Origin of the sequence: Ochrobactrum sp. C6C9 (genome assembly GCF_022627935.1) — a bacterium.
GTDB classification, from domain to species: domain Bacteria; phylum Pseudomonadota; class Alphaproteobacteria; order Rhizobiales; family Rhizobiaceae; genus Brucella; species Brucella teleogrylli.
The window spans coordinates 25090-42352 of record NZ_JABXGB010000014.1 but is presented as its reverse complement, the minus strand read 5'-3'; the positions used below and the strand labels follow the sequence as shown (position 1 = coordinate 42352).

Sequence of the window (17263 nt, the reverse complement as noted above, 5' to 3'; positions counted from 1 at the left end):
GACGTGCAAAATGAACTCGTTTTGGTCGCATTCTGCGATGCCGGGGATTTTTCCGGCCGCAAATGCTCTAGGAGGGCCGGGGATTACCGGCTGAAAAAGATGGAACTCGATATTGTCTCCCTGTCGCGATTGCAGTTTGCAATCACGGCACTTTATCACTTCCTCTTCGTACCTCTGACGTTGGGTCTTTCCGTGCTGCTGGCCATCATGGAAACCGTTTATGTGATGACGGGGCGACTCATCTGGCGACAGATGACGAAATTCTGGGGTACTCTGTTTGGCATCAACTTCGCGATCGGTGTCGCGACGGGCATTGTGATGGAATTCCAGTTCGGCATGAACTGGAGCTATTACAGCCATTATGTGGGCGATATTTTCGGCGCCCCGCTGGCCATTGAAGGCCTGATGGCCTTCTTCCTCGAAGCGACCTTTGTGGGTCTGTTCTTCTTTGGTTGGGACCGTCTTTCCAAGGTGGGCCATCTGATCGCGACCTATGCCGTCGCGGCGGGATCGAATTTCTCCGCCTTGTGGATTCTCATCGCCAATGGCTGGATGCAGAACCCGGTCGGATCGGCCTTCAATCCCGAAACCATGCGCATGGAAATCACCGATTTCTTCGCGGTTCTGATGAACCCGGTGGCGCAGGCCAAATTCGTACATACGGTTTCAGCCGGTTATGCGACTGCATCGGTGTTCGTTCTGGGGGTTTCCGCCTGGTATCTCCTGAAAGGACGCTCGGTTGAGCTCGCCAAGCGTTCGATGACGGTTGCCGCATCGTTCGGTCTGGCCGCTTCGCTTTCCGTCGTCGTTCTGGGCGATGAAAGCGGTTATCTGGCCAACGAACACCAGAAGATGAAGATCGCCGCCATCGAAGCTATGTGGGAAACGGAACCGGCACCCGCGCCGTTTACCGCTTTCGGCATCCCGGACCAGCAGGCGCGCGAAACCCATTTCGCAGTGCAAATTCCGTGGGCCATGGGGTTGATCGGCACGCGTTCGCTAACTACGCCGATCCAGGGCATCAACGAACTGGTTCAGAATGCGGAGAACCATATCCGCAACGGTATCGTCGCCTATGATGCGTTGCAGAAAATCCGTGCCGCTGGCGACACCAGTGCGGTGCCACAGGATGTGAAGGACGTTTTCGCCGACAACAGCCAATGGCTGGGCTATGCGCTTCTTCTGAAGCGTTATGTGGACGATCCGCGCACGGCTACCGACGAACAGATCACCAAGGCCGCAAACGACACGGTTCCGGGTGTTCTGCCGCTGTTCTGGGCATTCCGCATCATGGTTGCCATCGGTTTCGCCTTGATCTTGCTGACTGGCACGTTCTTTGTGCTGTCGGCGCGGCGCAAGCTTGATCAGCATCGCTTCCTTTTGAAAGTGGCGGTCTTTGCAATTCCGCTGCCGTGGATCGCTGCCGAAATGGGCTGGATCGTCGCCGAATTCGGACGTCAGCCATGGATTATCGAAGGCATTCTGCCGACAGCAGTTGCCGTCTCCAATCTCGGCGCGTCGACGGTTCTGCTCACCATCATCGGCTTTGTCGCGATCTACACAGTCCTGTTCATCATCGAAATGGGCCTGATGATCCGCGCTATCAAAGCCGGGCCGGAACCCGACAGCAAACCTGAAGCCATGCTTGCACCTGCCAGCATTGCGCCAGCGGAGTAAGGACCATGATACTCAGCGAATTGTTGGACTATGAAACCCTTCGCATCATCTGGTGGGTACTGCTCGGCGTGCTGCTGATCGGCTTTGCCGCGATGGACGGGTTTGATTTGGGCGTGGATATTCTGATGCCGCTCGTCGGCAAAACGGATGTCGAGCGTCGCGTCATCATCAACACGATCGGCCCAGTCTGGGAAGGCAATCAGGTCTGGCTGATCCTCGGCGGCGGCGCAATCTTCGCCGCCTGGCCACCGCTCTATGCGGTGTCCTTCTCGGGCTTCTATTTGGCGATGTTCGTTATCCTGTTTGCCCTCATCCTGCGCCCGGTTGGTTTCAAATACCGCTCGAAGCGTGAGGGCAAGGCATGGCGTCGCGGCTGGGACATTGCCCTGTTCATCGGCGGGTTTGTACCGGCTCTGATCTTCGGCGTCGCAGTCGGCAATGTGTTGCAGGGCGTACCGTTCCGTCTCAACGATGATCTCCAGATATTCTATGAGGGTTCGTTCTTCGGTCTGCTCAACCCGTTTGCACTTGTGTGCGGCGTGTTGTCGGTCACCATGCTGTCGATGCATGGCGCCTCGTGGCTGGTCCTCAAAACTACCGGAGAAATTCAGCAACGAGCGCGGCGTTATGGCAGCATCGCCGCACTTCTCACGCTCGTTCTTTATGCTCTGGCCGGTGTTGCCAGCTGGTTCTGGGTGTCGGGCTACCGGATCACAAGCGCCGTCGTTACCGATGGACCTTCCAATCCGCTGCGCAAGACGGTGGAGCTGGATCACAGCGCATGGTTTGCCAACTATGCGAATTATCCGATCCTGCTGATTGCTCCGGCGCTTGGCATTCTGGGCGCGATTGCGGTGTTTCTGACACTGCGTGGCGGACGTGAAGTTGCTCCGCTTCTGCTGGGCAAGCTCACGATCTTCGGCATCATCTCGTCGGTCGGTGTGTCTATGTTCCCGTTCATTCTGCCGTCTTCGCTCGATCCCCGGGCAAGCCTGACGGTTTGGGATTCGTCTTCCAGCCACATGACCTTGTTCATTATGCTGGTCGTAACGCTCATCTTCCTGCCGATCATCGTTGCCTACACGTCCTGGGTTTACCGGGTGCTGTGGGGCAAGGTGGACAAGGATATGATCGAAGACGAGAGCAACCACGCTTATTGATCGGGCAGCGGGCGGCTTAGCCGCCCGCGCCTTTCAATCTAAGAAAGGAAAGCAATATGTGGTATTTTTCCTGGCTTCTGGGCTTGCCGCTCGCCGCAGCTTTCGCTGTGCTCAATGCCATGTGGTATGAACTGATGGACGACCGGGCACGCAAGCGTCTTGCAGCCGATCCGACTGCAGATCTGGCACACCAAGGTACGAAGCATCACTAACAAACGGAGCGGCCCGGAAACGGGCCGTTTTCTTTATGGGCTGATATTGGTCTTAGGCCGATGGTATCGAGAGTTCCGCTACGAAATCATAGGCATCACCACGATAGAGCGATTTGGTGAACTCGACCGCGCGGCCTGATGCGAGATAGGAAATACGCTCGATGGACAAACCGGCATCGCCGGTCTTGACGCCGAGTATCCGGGCATCGGGGTCCTTGATGTTGCAGGCGGAGATGCGCTGCACGGCGCGTACCGGACGAAAGCCGGTACGCCCGAGCTCGGCATAGAGCGATCCCTTGACCGCATCGGGATCGGGCAGAACCTCGCTCGACAAGCTGGCGCGCTCGATAGCCAGCGGAAGATCGCTTGCCATGCGCAAACGACCAAGCCGCGCAACCCGGGTTTCGGATGAAACGCCAAGCTTCATCATTTCTTCGGGCGACGGATAATAGAGGCCGCGTTCCAGCCATTTGGATTGGGTGGCGATGCCGCGCCGCGCCATGTCTTCGGTAAAAGACGTGAGCATGGAAAGCGACTGCTGCACACGCTCACTCGGGCGCACGACAAAAGTGCCGGAGCCGTGACGCCGCACCAGCAGGCCCGATTTGACGAGATCATCCACCGCCTTACGCACGGTCACGCGGCTGATATTGGCATATTCCGCAATGTCACGTTCGGGCGGCAGCGCCTCGCCATCGGCAAGATGTCCGGCACGGATCGCTGCCTCCAGCGACTGGCGCAGCTGCATGTAAAGCGGTCCCGCGCCAGAAGTTGGCGCAGTGCCCTGAAGGTTTTTGGGGAGAAAGGCGCTAAAATTGCCGCTCATGCACGCGCCTCATCCATCTTGTGCCCATAGCGCTTGAGCGCGAGCTGCAAAGCTCCGGTCAAGGCGTCCGCTGCCGGTTGGACAATGAGCTTCTGCTGGTTTGCGGGGAGCCACTCCACATAAAGCGGCGCCATCCCGCCCAACAGACTGATCCGTTCCGCGCCCTGAGCAATCAACATGTCCAGCGTTTCGCTGACATAGCCTGCCGAGCGTTGCAGAAGCATGCGCGCGGTCTCATCGCCATTAGCAGCATATTGGAAAATACGCGGAGCATATTTGCCGAAATCGCCCGGCTTTGCCGTCCAGGCGAATTCAACCAGATTGTCGGGATTGTTGCTGAACTCATCGAGCACGTCTGTTGTCAGGCGGCTGCGGGGATGAATGCCGTCATGCACCAGCAGGCATTCCTGCAACAGGCTTTGGCCGAGCCGCGCGCCGCTGCCCAGATCGCTGAGTGGAAATCCCCAGCCGCCGACCGAATGAATGCGTTCTCGCTGCCGGACGATATAGGCCGTTCCGGTGCCTAAAATGGCCACGATCCCGTCCTGATCGCCAAGCGCACCCTGCAATGCGATGAGACCGTCGAACTCCACATTGGCGTGAGCAAAGGGGAGGCCTTGCTCAATTGGAAGTCCTGCGCCTTGGACATTGCCGCCAGCAAGTCCGAGCACCGCATGGCTTTCGTCATAGTGGCTTTGGTCAAGCCCCGCATCGGCAAAGGCATTGTCTATGGCTGCGCGTACATTGACGAGCGAAGTCTGCGGATCGGTGACAATATTGGCCGATCCGCTGCGTCCCGTTCCGAGAATCGCACCGCTGCCATCTGCCACCACAGCGCGGCATCCGGTGCCGCCGCCGTCCACGCCAATGAAAAACTCTGCCATGAGATACCTCCAACTTGAAGATACCAAAAAAATACCATTAACCAAGCAGATTCATCGAAGACGGGTAAATTTGAGTAATGTGTTGATAAAATAAGGTAAATTATCTTGCCTCCAATTTTTATGCGAGAATTTCGTAAACTTCGCTGGACAATTGGTACGTTTTTGGCATTAAATTCAATCAAAGGGGAGCGCAATGCCGCCAGGGGTCGCCAAAGGTTGTTAACAGGCGAGGGTCGCGCGGAAATGGGATGGAACGAAGACCGGCGGAGCCGGCATTTATCCCGTACCGTGATGAGCCATCGCCATTAACGTGGTGTATCGCAATGGACAGGCGTATCTCGCCTCTTTTGTGCGTCTGCGTTCAAAAAAACGGGAGAAGGTCAAATGGTTCGCAATACCTTGAAATTCATGCTGCTGGGTTCGACGCTGCTGGCGTCGGGTTCTGCCGCATTGGCTCAGGACGTCACGCTGACGGTTGAAAGCTGGCGTAACGACGATCTGCAGATCTGGCAGGAAAAGATCATTCCGGCCTTTGAAGCAAAGAATCCGGGCATCAAGATCAATTTCGCGCCAAGCGCGCCGACGGAATATAACGCCGCTCTCAATGCCAAGCTGGATGCTGGTTCGGGTGGCGATCTTATTTCTTGCCGTCCATTCGACACGTCGCTGGAGCTGTTCAACAAGGGCAAGCTTGCCGATCTCACCGATCTGGAAGGCATGAAGAATTTTTCCGACGTTGCCAAGTCCGCATGGACCACCGACGACGGCAAGAAGGCGTTCTGCGTGCCGATGGCTTCGGTCATTCACGGCTTCATCTATAATCAGGAAGCCTTTGACAAGCTTGGCCTGAAGGCTCCGGCGACCGAAGCCGAGTTCTTCGACGTGCTTGAAAAGATCAAGGCGGACGGCACTTATATCCCGATGGCCATGGGCACGAAGGATATGTGGGAAGCCGCGACCATGGGCTACCAGAATATCGGTCCGACCTACTGGAAGGGCGAGGAAGGCCGCAAGGCGTTGATCGCCGGCGAGCAGAAGCTGACCGACGAGCCATGGGTTGAGCCGTTCAAGGTTCTTGCCAAGTGGAAGGATTATCTGGGCGACGGTTTTGAAGCCCAGACCTATCCGGACAGCCAGAACCTCTTCACGCTGGGCCGTGCCGCGATTTATCCGGCAGGTTCGTGGGAAATCGGCCTGTTCAACACGCAGGCGCAGTTCAAGATGGGCGCATTCCCGCCGCCGGTTAAGAATGCAGGCGACAGCTGCTACATCTCGGATCACAACGATATCGGTCTTGGTCTCAATGCTTCGAGCAAGAATGCCGAACAGGCCAAGGTGTTCCTGAACTGGGTGGCTTCGCCGGAATTCGCGGAAATCTACGCAAACGCGCTGCCGGGCTTCTTCAGCCTGAATTCGACGGCTGTGAAGATGTCCGATCCGCTGGCACAAGAATTCGTGTCCTGGCGCGAAAAGTGCAAGCCGACGATCCGTTCGACCTACCAGATCCTGTCGCGCGGCACGCCGAACCTGGAAAACGAAACCTGGGTTCAGTCGGCTAACGTCATCAACGGCACTGTAACGCCGGAAGATGCCGCCAAGAAGCTGCAGGAAGGCCTCGACAGCTGGTACAAGCCTGCGAAGTAATATGATCATTCACGGGCGGCTTTGCTTGAGGGCAGGCCGCCCGTGTGCATTTTCGATGCCGGACAGACTTGCAAGGCGCCTAACAGGCAGTTTTTCTTTCGCGCATTGCGCGATCCATGTCAGTCTCACGGCAAAAGAATGTTCGCAAGAACCGCATAAGCCGAAGAACAGCGAGTGTTGATGAGTCAGTCTGCCGACCTGCCAATTATTGAGCAAAAACGCCCGAGGCGATGGCACATTCTTGTGTTCCTGCTGCCTTGCGTGCTGGTTTATACGCTCGTCATGGTGCTGCCGCTGATCGAGACATTGCGGCAAGCGTTCTTCAATGTCGTGGACGGGCAGCGCGTCTTTGTCGGCTTTGCCAATTTCCAGACGCTTTTCGGCGATGCAAACTGGTCGCGTGATTTCTGGAATGCGTTGAAAAACAACGTCATATTCTTCTGCATTCATATGCTGGTTCAAAACCCTATCGGCATTTTGCTGGCGGCGATGCTGTCGCTGCCGAGGTTGCGTTTTGCCGCCTTCTACCGCACGGCGATCTTCCTGCCGACGCTACTCTCCTTCGTGATTGTCGGCTTTATCTGGAAGCTGATCCTGTCGCCGATCTGGGGCGTTGCGCCATGGATGATGGATCTGGTGGGCATGAAATGGGCCTTTGGGCCATGGCTCGGCAAGGCCGAAACAGCACTGGTCACGGTGTCGCTTGTTTCCGTCTGGCAGTTCGTCGGTATTCCAATGATGTTGATCTACGCGGCGTTGCTCAATATTCCCGATGAAATCATCGAAGCTGCCGAATGCGATGGCATTACCGGCTGGAGCCAGTTCTGGAAGATCAAGCTGCCGCTCATTCTGCCATCGATTGGCCTGATCTCGGTCATGACTTTTGTTGCGAATTTCAACGCGTTCGACCTGGTCTATTCGATGCAGGGCGCACTCGCGGGGCCGGACAAGGCGACCGACATTCTGGGCACCTTCCTGTACCGCACCTTCTTCGGCTTCCAGTTGCAGCTTGGCAATCCGTCCATGGGCGCCACCATCGCCGCCGTGATGTTCCTCATCATCCTCGCCGGTGTGTCGCTCTATCTGTTCGGCATCCAGCGTCGCATGCGCCGCTATCAATTCTGAGGAGCGAGAAATCATGTCGAAAGCACGCACTTCGCCCCTTCGCACAACGTTCGTTCATGCGGCATTGATCATCTATATGCTTGTCGCCGTCTTTCCGGTGGCGCTGACGTTGATCAATTCCTTCAAGGACCGCAACGCGATTTTTCGCACGCCGCTGCAGTTTCCGACACCGGAAAGCTTTAGCCTGATCGGCTATGAAACGGTTCTGAAACAGGGCTCGTTCCTGACCTATTTCCAGAACAGCACCATTGTCACGGTGGCGAGCATCTTCTTCGTCATCCTGTTTGGCGCCATGGCTGCCTTTGCCCTGTCGGAATATCGGTTCAAGGGCAACACGCTAATGGGGCTTTATCTGGCCATCGGCATCATGATCCCGATCCGGCTCGGTACGGTTGCATTGTTGCAGGGCATGGTCGCGGTGGGGCTTGTCAACAGCCTGACCTCGCTGATCCTCGTCTATACGGCTCAAGGCTTGCCGCTTGCCATCTTCATCCTGTCCGAATTCATGCGAACTGTGTCCGACGATCTGAAAAATGCCGGGCGAATAGACGGCATGTCGGAATATGCGATCTTCTTCAAGCTGGTGCTGCCGCTGATCCGGCCTGCCATGGCGACGGTCGCCGTCTTCACCATGATTCCGATCTGGAACGACCTCTGGTTCCCGCTGATCCTTGCGCCCGGCGAAGCCACCAAGACGGTCACGCTCGGCTCGCAGCTTTTCATCGGCCAGTTCGTCACCAACTGGAACGCGGTTCTGGCGGCGCTGTCGCTGGCAATGTTCCCGATCCTCGTCCTCTACGTCCTCTTCTCGCGGCAATTGATCCGCGGCATTACTGCCGGAGCTGTTAAATGAGTTCATCAACCCAACAGGCCCCGGTCCGCGTCCTGTCCGCCGGTCTCGGCAATATGGGCCGCAGCCATGCGCTGGCCTATCACCGCAATCCGGGCTTCGAGATCGTCGGTCTTGTGAATCGCACCAAAGTTGCGGTTCCGGATGAACTTGCCGGTTATGAAATTCATCCGTCGTTTCACGAGGCATTGGCCGAGTTGAAGCCGGACATGGCCTGCATTGCCACCTATTCGGAAAGCCATGCGGATTACGCTGTGGCCGCGATGGAGCAGGGCGCGCATGTCTTTGTCGAAAAGCCGCTGGCGACGACGGTGGAAGATGCACGCCGCGTCATCGACTGCGCGCGGGCCAACGGACGCAAGCTCGTCATCGGTTATATTCTGCGCCATCATCCGTCCTGGATGCGGCTGATCTCCGAAGCACGCCAGCTTGGCGGTCCTTATGTCTTCCGTATGAACCTCAACCAGCAGTCGAGCGGCGCGACCTGGGAAACGCACAAGAACCTGATGAACACCACATCGCCGATTGTCGATTGCGGTGTGCATTATGTGGATGTCATGTGCCAGATCACCGATGCCAAGCCGGTGGAAGTGCGCGGCATGGGCCTGCGCCTTTCCGATGAAATCAAGCCGGACATGTATAATTACGGTCATCTTCAGGTGTTGTTCGATGACGGCACGATTGGCTGGTACGAGGCGGGCTGGGGGCCGATGATGTCGGAAACGGCCTTCTTCGTGAAGGATGTCATATCGCCGAATGGCTGCGTCTCCATCGTCATGAACGAGGCCGTCACCAAGTCCGACGATGTGGATGCACACACAAAAACCTCGACCATCCGCATCCATCGTGCCGAACGCGGGGCGGACGGCAAATTCCTCAAACCCGATACGGATCTTTCCATGTCCGACGAGCCGGGCCATCAGGAATTGTGCGAACGCGAGCAGGCTTACATGCTGAAGGCCATTCGCGAGGATATCGATCTCAACCGCCATATGGATGACGCGCTGCAATCGCTGCGCATCTGTCTCGCCGCTGACGAAAGCGTGCGTCTCGGCCAGCCTGTCAAACTATAAGGAATTGCTTCGTGGGATCGCTTCTCCTCAAATCGGTACATAAGAGCTACGGTGCGCAGGCTGTTCTGAAAGATATCAATCTGGAAGTGCGCGACGGCGAGTTCATCATTTTCGTCGGTCCTTCCGGCTGCGGAAAATCGACGCTTTTGCGCTCGATTGCCGGCCTTGAAGATGTTTCGTCGGGTCAGGTGCTGATCAACGACAAGGACGTGACCGTCATCCCGCCTTCCAAGCGCGGCATCGCGATGGTGTTCCAGTCTTATGCGCTTTATCCGCATCTGACGGTGAAGGACAATATGGGCCTTGGCCTGAAACAGTCCGGCGCGCCGAAGGAGCAGATTGAAAGCCGCGTTACGCGCGCTTCATCCATGCTGTCGCTTGATCCCTATCTGGCACGACGTCCGGCGGAACTGTCGGGCGGCCAGCGCCAGCGCGTCGCTATCGGTCGCGCGCTCGTGCGTGACCCGGAACTGTTCCTGTTTGACGAGCCTTTATCCAATCTCGATGCCGCGTTGCGCGTGCAAACGCGTCTCGAAATTGCCAAGCTGCATCGTGAGTTGAAGGCGACGATGATCTATGTCACCCACGATCAGGTCGAGGCGATGACGCTTGCTGACCGCATCGTGGTGCTGAATGCGGGTCGGATTGAACAGATCGGCTCGCCGATGGAGCTTTATAACAAGCCTGACAATCTGTTCGTGGCAGGCTTCATCGGGTCGCCGCAGATGAATTTCGTCGAAGCGGGCCGTATCGGTGAAACGGGCGCGAAGACCATCGGCATCCGTCCGGAACATCTCGGCGTCAGCCGCGAAAGCGGCAAATGGAAGGGCAAGGTCATTCACGCCGAACATCTTGGTGCGGATACCATTCTTTATGTGGAAACCGAAGCGGCGGGACTCATCACCGTTCGCCTGTTTGGTGAACACCATTATACGGAAGATGACATCATCTTCGTGTCGCCGGAAGCGGACAAGACGCATCGCTTTGACGATGACGGCAAGGCTGTCCGCTAAACCATTCGACATTCGATGAAATTGAACCGCGCTTGTTTCAAGCGCGGTTTTTTGTGCCCGCGAGAATCAGGTTCCCGGATCGCATTTTCTGTGAGTTTTATCATCGCGACGCGGTGGACAAAGTGCCTCAGGCACTATCGGATGAAGCGGATATCGCTCGATAGAGTACCAGATGGTACTGACGCATTCGTCAATGCTGCGTAAGAAAATTGCGCGCATGACCGCCGAAACATTCCATATCAAATCCTATATAAAACATGGAAATACACTTATTTCATTGACCTCATGAAGCGATGCATTTTCAGGTAGGAGAACTAAACTTCAGGATCACCTCTCGAGGCCATGAAAATAATCTTGCTTTATTTTGTAACCCGTATCACCCTGAATGACAGTGAAATCGGAGGAGGAAAACCGGCTTCACGTCGCATGGGAGGAATGCGGTCAATCTGTGTTTGAAAGGCCACCCGGAAACCGGGTTTTGAAGAAGCCTGTTCGCCGGACCCAAACAGAATTCCACCCGTTCGACATTCAGTGCCAGTTTTGCGAGGCCAGTTCTTGGCCCATTGCGAGGTATGCCCGCATGAGCGACGATGTCGTACTATCCCTGCATGTTCCCGAACCGGAATGGCGGCCCGGCGATGCGCCGGATTTCTCCCATGTCAAAATTCCTCGTGCTGGCAGTGTCAGAAGACCGGAAATAGACGAAAAGCCGGAAGCGATGCGCGATCTGGCTTTCAGCATCATTCGCGTGCTCAATCGCGAAGGCGAGGCGGTTGGTCCGTGGGCCGGGACGCTCACCGATGACGAGCTGAAAGACGGTCTGCGCCACATGATGATCCTGCGTGCCTATGATGCGCGTATGATGATGGCGCAACGTCAGGGCAAGACGTCGTTCTACATGCAGCATCTGGGCGAGGAGGCAGTCAGCTGCGCCTTTCGCAAGGCGCTGCGCAAGGGCGACATGAATTTCCCCACCTATCGGCAGGCCGGACTTCTGATTGCTGATGATTATCCGCTCGTCACCATGATGAACCAGATTTTCTCCAACGAGCAGGACCCGCTGAAGGGCCGCCAGCTTCCGGTGATGTATTCCTCCAAGGAACACGGCTTCTTCACCATTTCCGGCAATCTCGCGACGCAATATACGCAGGCTGTCGGCTGGGCGATGGCCTCGGCAATCAGCCACGACACCAAAATTGCCGCCGCATGGATCGGCGACGGCTCGACGGCTGAAAGCGACTTTCACGCAGCCCTTGTGTTCGCCTCGACCTACAAGGCGCCTGTGGTGATGAACATCGTCAACAACCAGTGGGCGATTTCGACATTTCAGGGGATTGCACGCGGTGGCTCCGGTACTTTCGCGGCGCGCGGGCATGGTTTCGGCATTCCGGCGCTGCGCGTTGACGGCAATGACTATCTGGCCGTTCACGCTGTTGCCAAATGGGCGGTCGAGCGCGCGCGGCGCAATCTTGGCCCAACGATCATTGAATATGTGACCTATCGCGCTGGCGGCCATTCCACTTCGGACGACCCGTCCGCTTATCGCCCCAAGGCGGAAAGCGATGCATGGCCGCTTGGCGATCCGATCTTGCGACTGAAGAACTATCTGATCTTGCGCGGCGTCTGGTCGGAAGACCGCCACAAGCAGGCGGAAGCGGAAGTGATGGACCTTGTCGTCAGCGCGCAGCGCGAGGCGGAAGCCATTGGCACCCTGCATGACGGGCGCAAACCGTCCATGCGCGACATGTTCGAGGATGTTTACGCAGAAACGCCGCCGCATCTTGTTCGCCAGCGTCAGGAAGCGGGGTTCTGATCAATGACCAAGATGACTATGCCCAGAATGACAATGATCGAGGCGATCCAAAATGCCCACGACATTGCCATGGAGCGCGACAAGAACGTGGTCGTGTTCGGTGAGGATGTCGGCTATTTCGGCGGCGTGTTTCGCTGCACCGCCGGTTTGCAGAAGAAATACGGCAAGGAGCGCTGTTTCGATGCGCCGATCAGCGAGCTTGGTATTGTCGGCACGGCAATTGGCATGGCGGCTTACGGCTTGCGCCCATGCATCGAGGTGCAGTTCGCGGATTATGTCTATCCGGCCTATGACCAGATTGTTTCCGAAGCCGCCCGTCTGCGCTATCGCTCGGCGGGCGAGTTCACATGCCCCATCGTGATCCGCATGCCATCCGGTGGCGGTATTTATGGCGGGCAAACCCACAGCCAAAGCCCGGAAGCGCTTTTCACCCATGTGTCGGGCTTGAAGACGGTCATGCCGTCCACACCAGCCGACGCCAAAGGCCTGCTGCTTGCAGCCATTGAAGATCCCGATCCGGTGATCATGTTCGAGCCGAAACGGCTTTATAACGGCCCCTTCGACGGCCATCACGACAAGCCGGTGACGTCGTGGAAGAAGCACGATCTGGGCGAAGTGCCGGAAGGTTATTATACGGTTCCACTCGGCAAGGCCGCCATTCGCCGCGAGGGCAGCGCGGTTACGGTGCTGGCCTATGGCACCATGGTGCATGTGGCGCTGGCCGCCGCCGAGGAAACCGGCGTCGATGCCGAAATCATCGATCTGCGCACGCTTCTGCCGCTCGATACGGAGACGATCATGGCATCGGTGCGCAAGACGGGCCGTTGCGTCATCGTGCATGAAGCAACGCTGACCTGTGGCTATGGCGCCGAACTCGCGGCACTCGTGCAACGCGATTGCTTCTATCACCTCGAAGCGCCTGTCATTCGCGTGACCGGTTGGGACACGCCTTATCCGCATGCGCAGGAATGGGCATATTTCCCCGGTCCTGATCGTGTCGGTCGCGCACTTGTGTCTATCATGGAAGCGTGAGGGGAGAGACCATGGCTCATTTTACAATCAAACTCCCCGATGTTGGCGAAGGCGTTGCCGAGGCAGAACTTGTCGAATGGCATGTGAAGGTTGGCGATATCATTCGTGAGGATGATCTTCTGGCCGCTGTCATGACTGACAAGGCGACGGTGGAAATCCCGTCATCACGCGCTGGCAAAGTCATCGCGATCAATGGCGAAGTGGGGGAAAAGATCGCCGTCGGTTCTGAACTGGTGCGGCTTGAAATCGAAGGTGCTTCCGGTGCAAGCGCGGAACCGAAGGCGGAAGAGCCAGCGCATAGTCCGATAGAGGCTGAAACGCCAAAGCCGCAGAATCCGGAAGTGCCGGTCTTGTTGCAGACGCCCGTTCCGCCAAAGCCGGCAGCACCAAAGCGTGAAACCCCGAGCCGCACTTTTGCGGGCGCTGGCCCTGTCCGGGCAGAAGGCGAAAAGCCTCTGGCCACGCCATCGGTCCGGTTGCGCGCGCGCGACGCGGGTGTCGATCTACGACGTGTTCGCGGAACCGGCCCTGCGGGCCGCATCACGCATGAAGATCTGGACGCGTTTTTTGAGGCCGAAAGCGGGGCTGCAACGGCCTTGTCCGGCTATGCCGCCGATACATCCGTTAACGAAATCAAAGTGATCGGGCTTCGGCGCAAGATCGCCGAACGAATGGCGGATGCAAAACGCCATATTCCCCATATTACCATTGTTGAGGAAGTCGATGTCACGCAGCTTGAAGAGCTACGCACCAGTCTCAACAATGAGAAGAAGGAAGGGCGTCCGCGCCTGACGTTGTTGCCATTCGTCATCCGCGCCATCGTCAAGGCGGCGAAAGAACAGCCGGGTCTCAATGCGCATTTCGATGATGAAGCCGATATTATCCGCCAGTTTGGCGGTGTGCATGTGGGCATTGCCACACAGACACCAAATGGCCTGATCGTCCCCGTGGTGCGTCATGCCGAGAGCATGACCGTTTTCGCAGCAGCTTCCGAGCTATCGCGTGTGACCGACGCCGCCCGCAACGGCACGGCAAAGCGGGAAGAACTGAGCGGCTCCACCATCACCATCACGTCGCTTGGACCGCTCGGGGCGATTGCCACGACACCGATCATCAATCGACCGGAAGTCGCGATTGTCGGCGTCAACAAGATTGCCGTGCGTCCAATGTGGGACGGAACCCAGTTCGTGCCGCGCAAGATGATGAACCTTTCATGCAGCTTCGATCATCGGGTGATCGATGGATGGGATGCGGCTGTCTTTGTGCAGAAGCTGAAAAGCCTCATCGAAACGCCTGCGATGATCTTTGTGGAAGGCTGAACTTATGAGTGAGATTAACTGCAAACTTCTGATCATCGGTGGCGGTCCCGGCGGCTATGTCTGTGGCATCCGGGCAGGGCAACTCGGCATCGACACCGTGCTGGTCGAGCGAAAGCGCCTCGGCGGCACCTGCCTCAATGTCGGCTGTATTCCGTCGAAAGCGCTGATCCATGCGGCGGATGAATTCCACCGCGTGACGCATTTCGCATCGAAAGGCGCACTCGGTATTACCGCGCAAAATCCGGCTATCGATTTTGGCAAAACGCTTGAATGGAAGGACGGCATCGTCAATCGGCTGAATAGCGGCGTCGCAGGGCTGTTGAAACGGTCGCGCGTGCGCATGTTTCAGGGGCAGGCGCGGTTCATGGACGGCAAGACCGTGCTGGTTGACACCGATACGGGCCGCCAGACCATTCATGCGGAAAATATCGTGATTGCCACCGGCTCCGTGCCGGTTGAAATCGAGGCGCTGCCCTTCGGTGGCAATATCATTTCGTCCACGGAAGCCCTGTCTCTGGGAGCGATACCGGAGAAGTTAGCTGTTGTGGGCGGTGGTTATATCGGGCTCGAAATCGGCACGGCTTACGCCAAGCTGGGTTCCAAAGTCACCGTGGTGGAAGCCACCGACCGCATCCTGCCGCAATATGATGCCGAACTGACGCGTCCCGTCATGGCACGATTGAAAGCGCTTGGCGTGGAGGTGTTGACCAGCACATCGGCCAAGGGACTGACCGCCGACGGCAAGGCGCTGGAAGTGTTGGCGGCTGACGGTTCAGCGAAACGCATCGAGGCCGACAAGGTGCTGGTGACGGTCGGGCGCAAGCCGCAGACTGACGGCTGGGGTCTGAGCGAAATCCGGCTCGATATGGATGGGCGTTTCATCCGCATTGATGATCGCTGCCGCACGTCGATGCGCGGCGTTTACGCAATTGGCGATGTCACGGGAGAGCCGATGCTGGCGCATCGCGCCATGGCGCAGGGCGAAATGGTTGCCGAGATCATCGCGGGCGGCAAGCAGGCCTGGGACAAGCGCTGCATCCCCGCCGTCTGCTTCACCGACCCGGAAATCGTAACGGTGGGACTGCTGCCCGATGAGGCGCGCAAGGCAGGCCACAATACGCAGATCGGTATTTTTCCGTTTCAGGCAAATGGCCGCGCCATGACGGTTGAGAGGGAAGACGGTTTTATCCGCGTGGTGGCGCGGGCAGACAATCACGTCATTCTGGGGATTCAGGCGGTCGGTGTCGGTATTTCTGAACTGTCGTCTGCCTTTGCGCAAGCCGTTGAAATGGGCGCGCGCCTTGAAGATATTGCTGGGACAATCCATGCACATCCGACCTTGGGCGAAGGCTTTGCCGAGGCCAGCATGAAGGCGCTTGGCCACGCATTGCATGTTTAAGCTCTGGATTTGCGCTCGTAACGCCAGACGAACACCGCAGCCCCGGCGACCATGGCTGCGAGCGCAAACCAGGTGATTGCATAGGACAGATGGCTGTTTCGGAAGGATACAACCGTCAACCCGCCGATCGGCTGGTTGCCCGGATTGGACTTGGCGTCCACATCGATGAAATAGGGTGCGACGGTGCCAAGTTTCTCTTTCGCGGCGAAAGCCGCAACATCGCGAGAGTTCCAGCTGTTCTTCTCTGGATCGTTGGGCCGCAGGAAGAACCCATCCGGCTCCGGCATGCGCAGAAGTCCGGTCACGGTCGTTTCACCGGCAATCTGCGTTTCCGGGCGGGTTGACAGATCACGCTTGTCGCCCGGCACAAAGCCGCGATTGATATAGGTCAGTGATCCATCAGCAGTGCGCAACGGCGTGAGTATCCAATAGCCGGCGCCGCGTTCGGTCAACGCACGCACAAGCACTTCCTTATCGTTCAGATAAGTGCCGGTGATGGTGACATGACGATATTCATCGTCCTTCTGATTGACATTGGCCCAGTCATCTTTGCCCGGCGCAGCAACGGGCTCGGCGTGGACGCGAGCATCCACGCGCGAGATCAGATCGAGTTTCCATTGCAAACGTTCGATCTGCCAGACGCCAAGACCCATAAAAAGCAGGAAAAACAGGCCAGCCAAAACGGCCATAAAACCGAGAAAGAAACCGGATTTCTTTTTCACGTCGTTTCCATCGGCTTCGGTCGTCATCGCACATTCCTGAATTTACTGAAACTGGAGCAATGCTCCCTCATAAACCAGCCATGCGGATTTAGATAGTTTGGAGCGGATAAAATAACAGCGCCAGCAGGCCGAGAATGGCATGTGGCGCTGATAACGAACCGACATAATATTCAATTCATGGGGCAAAATCAGGCAAGCTTGTGAACCTTGTGCCGCCGGTGCGAATAACCGCCCTTCGAACGGCGCAAAACATTGCAAACCTGCGTCTTGTCTTCAGACGGCTTTGGCATCTGCTCATGAATGCGATGCAGTATCTGCTGCGTAACTGTACGATCCTTGTCGGTAGGCCCAATGATTATGCTTTTCATCAACCATTCTCCCTGTTTTTTTGGGCACAGAGTAGCATCCGGGCTACCCCGGCCGGTCATCAAGAATGTACGAATATCCAAAGTATTAATCATAATTTACATATTGACAAGGGCATTCTTGCAACATCGCGCAAGCGCTTGAGATT

General features: G+C 57.0%; 16 protein-coding genes. 12 read left to right on the top strand and 4 right to left on the bottom strand.

Going from position 1 to position 17263, the window contains the following annotated elements:
* The first annotated feature begins 99 nt into the window (after positions 1-99).
* From HWD97_RS13075 to cydX, 3 genes are read left to right on the top strand one after another with little or no spacing between them, the layout of a single operon-like run.
* Positions 100-1677: a cytochrome ubiquinol oxidase subunit I gene (locus tag HWD97_RS13075; protein ID WP_371835101.1), complete on the top strand. Its 1578-nt coding sequence runs from the start codon at positions 100-102 to the stop codon at positions 1675-1677.
* A 5-nt stretch (positions 1678-1682) separates the two neighbouring features.
* The gene (cydB, locus tag HWD97_RS13070; RefSeq protein ID WP_109367413.1) at positions 1683-2837 is read left to right on the top strand and encodes a cytochrome d ubiquinol oxidase subunit II; all 1155 of its coding nucleotides are present in this window, start codon (positions 1683-1685) and stop codon (positions 2835-2837) included.
* 56 nt (positions 2838-2893) lie between these two features.
* Positions 2894-3049, top strand: coding sequence for a cytochrome bd-I oxidase subunit CydX (cydX, locus tag HWD97_RS13065; RefSeq protein ID WP_109367412.1), 156 nt, complete (start codon positions 2894-2896; stop codon positions 3047-3049).
* A 52-nt stretch (positions 3050-3101) separates the two neighbouring features.
* On the opposite strand, the gene HWD97_RS13060 is transcribed toward cydX, so the two are convergent.
* Together HWD97_RS13060 and HWD97_RS13055 are read right to left on the bottom strand one after the other, a co-directional pair.
* Complete coding sequence (locus tag HWD97_RS13060; RefSeq protein WP_109367411.1) at positions 3102-3875, bottom strand: GntR family transcriptional regulator; 774 nt, start codon at positions 3873-3875, stop codon at positions 3102-3104.
* Positions 3872-4759, bottom strand: coding sequence for a BadF/BadG/BcrA/BcrD ATPase family protein (locus HWD97_RS13055; protein WP_371835100.1), 888 nt, complete (start codon positions 4757-4759; stop codon positions 3872-3874). Before HWD97_RS13055 ends, HWD97_RS13060 begins: the two co-directional genes overlap by 4 nt.
* 384 nt (positions 4760-5143) lie before the next feature.
* Between HWD97_RS13055 and HWD97_RS13050 the strand changes: the two genes are divergently transcribed.
* The 9 genes from HWD97_RS13050 to lpdA all read left to right on the top strand — a co-directional run bounded on the left by HWD97_RS13050 (position 5144) and on the right by lpdA (position 16027).
* A complete protein-coding gene (locus tag HWD97_RS13050) occupies positions 5144-6403 on the top strand; it encodes an ABC transporter substrate-binding protein (protein ID WP_109367409.1) in 1260 nt (419 codons plus the stop codon).
* Between the two features lie 180 nt (positions 6404-6583).
* Positions 6584-7528, top strand: coding sequence for a carbohydrate ABC transporter permease (locus tag HWD97_RS13045; protein ID WP_109367408.1), 945 nt, complete (start codon positions 6584-6586; stop codon positions 7526-7528).
* Positions 7529-7541: 13 nt separating this feature from the next.
* Positions 7542-8381 carry a carbohydrate ABC transporter permease gene (locus tag HWD97_RS13040; RefSeq protein ID WP_109367407.1) on the top strand — a complete coding sequence of 280 codons (840 nt, stop codon included), beginning with the start codon at positions 7542-7544 and terminating at the stop codon, positions 8379-8381.
* On the top strand, positions 8378-9451 hold the full coding sequence (locus HWD97_RS13035; RefSeq protein ID WP_109367406.1) for a Gfo/Idh/MocA family protein: 1074 nt from the start codon (positions 8378-8380) through the stop codon (positions 9449-9451). The genes HWD97_RS13040 and HWD97_RS13035 overlap by 4 nt, the downstream gene beginning before the upstream one ends.
* Positions 9452-9462: 11 nt before the next feature.
* Complete coding sequence (locus tag HWD97_RS13030; RefSeq protein WP_109367405.1) at positions 9463-10464, top strand: ABC transporter ATP-binding protein; 1002 nt, start codon at positions 9463-9465, stop codon at positions 10462-10464.
* A gap of 580 nt (positions 10465-11044) precedes the next feature.
* Positions 11045-12277: a 3-methyl-2-oxobutanoate dehydrogenase (2-methylpropanoyl-transferring) subunit alpha gene (locus HWD97_RS13025; RefSeq protein ID WP_109367404.1), complete on the top strand. Its 1233-nt coding sequence runs from the start codon at positions 11045-11047 to the stop codon at positions 12275-12277.
* A gap of 18 nt (positions 12278-12295) precedes the next feature.
* Positions 12296-13309: an alpha-ketoacid dehydrogenase subunit beta gene (locus HWD97_RS13020; RefSeq protein ID WP_109367989.1), complete on the top strand. Its 1014-nt coding sequence runs from the start codon at positions 12296-12298 to the stop codon at positions 13307-13309.
* An 11-nt stretch (positions 13310-13320) separates the two neighbouring features.
* Positions 13321-14628 carry a dihydrolipoamide acetyltransferase family protein gene (locus tag HWD97_RS13015; protein ID WP_109367403.1) on the top strand — a complete coding sequence of 436 codons (1308 nt, stop codon included), beginning with the start codon at positions 13321-13323 and terminating at the stop codon, positions 14626-14628.
* A gap of 4 nt (positions 14629-14632) precedes the next feature.
* Positions 14633-16027 (top strand): dihydrolipoyl dehydrogenase, encoded by a 1395-nt coding sequence (gene lpdA, locus HWD97_RS13010; protein WP_109367402.1) that lies wholly within the window; start codon positions 14633-14635, stop codon positions 16025-16027.
* On the opposite strand, the gene HWD97_RS13005 is transcribed toward lpdA, so the two are convergent.
* On the bottom strand, positions 16024-16716 hold the full coding sequence (locus tag HWD97_RS13005; RefSeq protein ID WP_109367988.1) for an SURF1 family protein: 693 nt from the start codon (positions 16714-16716) through the stop codon (positions 16024-16026). The two genes, lpdA and HWD97_RS13005, sit on opposite strands and share 4 nt — an antisense overlap.
* Positions 16717-16937: 221 nt before the next feature.
* Positions 16938-17117 (bottom strand): hypothetical protein, encoded by a 180-nt coding sequence (locus HWD97_RS13000; protein WP_109367401.1) that lies wholly within the window; start codon positions 17115-17117, stop codon positions 16938-16940.
* Positions 17118-17263 lie beyond the last annotated feature (146 nt).